The sequence below is a fragment of the bacterium genome, from assembly GCA_040755795.1.
GTDB lineage: Bacteria > UBA9089 > CG2-30-40-21 > CG2-30-40-21 > SBAY01 > JBFLXS01.
In genome coordinates this window covers 1-1,214 of record JBFLXS010000720.1, presented here as the reverse complement: position 1 = coordinate 1,214, position 1,214 = coordinate 1, and the positions used below count along the sequence as shown (strand labels likewise).

Sequence of the window (1,214 nt, the reverse complement as noted above, 5' to 3'; positions counted from 1 at the left end):
AACCCTTTCAGGGTTGAGTAGTAAGCAGGAGCTTTTCTTCTCTCCGTAGATTTTATCTACGGTTATGTAAAAGTCAAACCTTTCAGGTTTGAGGAAATTTGCTTGTAATTTCTAACCGCACAGGTCGAATTTTTTCTTGACATTTCTTCAATCATGGGTTATAATTATATCAAAAGCGGGTAAGTCCTCCAGCGTACCGTGATGTTTCCTGCTGTAAGGTGGGTTAAGTCACGGAAGTATATGCTGTAGGGACCGCTTTTTTTATTAATATAATTTCTTTTCAATAGTTATCTTTTCTTTAATCAAGTCATAAAACCTTGAATCTTTCCACTCATAGTTTCGAAATATACTCCATGAGATAAAATCAACTGCTTGTAATCCTCCATCTGTTTCTGAATCTTTATGGTGTATTTTAAACTTAGTTTGAAGAGATATCTGAGATTCTACTTTAAATTTAACATACTGATTAAACTCTTTTATAACATGATATTTAGAAGTTCTCTTATCAACAACAAGAGTAACTGATGAACGATTAAGCAAAGCACACTCTTCAATTAGCATTCCAGTAAGATAATTATAAAGATTCTCCTTTTTTAATTTTGTACTTATTGTAGTTTTATCAAGCACTATAGTATGAACCTCAATATCTTTGCTAACAAGACATCTTAAGACCATACTTCGTATCCTATCATTAGAATTATATGCCTTTATTTCAGGAAGTTTTTGCAATTGCTTCTTTAACTTCTTATGTCGGATTTTCTTAATGCATTCCTTTACCATCTTTACCTCCTTAACAAAGAGTAAAGTAATTACAAAGTAATTTGATGCTCTTTCAGAAAACCCTAAATCACCAGATTCATCCAGATAGATATACATTTATAAATTCACCCTCAATTCACTAAAACTCAACCTCCTCTTTTGCTTTCGGCTCAACAGATACAACCTCCTGTCCCAACACCAAAACCGCACTCACCACTGCCAGAGCGGCCATCCATTTTTTCATCATCCTCAACTCCTTCAACTATTTGTAGGTCGATTTTCCAAAATCGACAACCGTTCAGGCTATATATCAAAAGTGTAAGAAAGAGGATAAGGAGATAAGAGTGATATGGAGATAAGATAATAGAAATAGATTGAAATTTATAGAAATAGGTAGAAATTGATTGTGGAAAACAACAAATTTCCATAAATTTCTATTAGTTTCTATTAATTTC

The 1,214-nt window shown here is 32.9% G+C and carries 2 protein-coding genes; both read right to left on the bottom strand.

Features of this window, described 5'->3' with window-relative positions:
- Positions 1-264: 264 nt before the first annotated feature.
- Positions 265-876, bottom strand: coding sequence for a DUF3800 domain-containing protein (locus AB1414_21185; GenBank protein ID MEW6609927.1), 612 nt, complete (start codon positions 874-876; stop codon positions 265-267).
- Positions 877-929: 53 nt separating this feature from the next.
- A complete protein-coding gene (locus AB1414_21180; protein MEW6609926.1) occupies positions 930-1,187 on the bottom strand; it encodes a hypothetical protein in 258 nt (85 codons plus the stop codon).
- Positions 1,188-1,214: the final 27 nt, after the last annotated feature.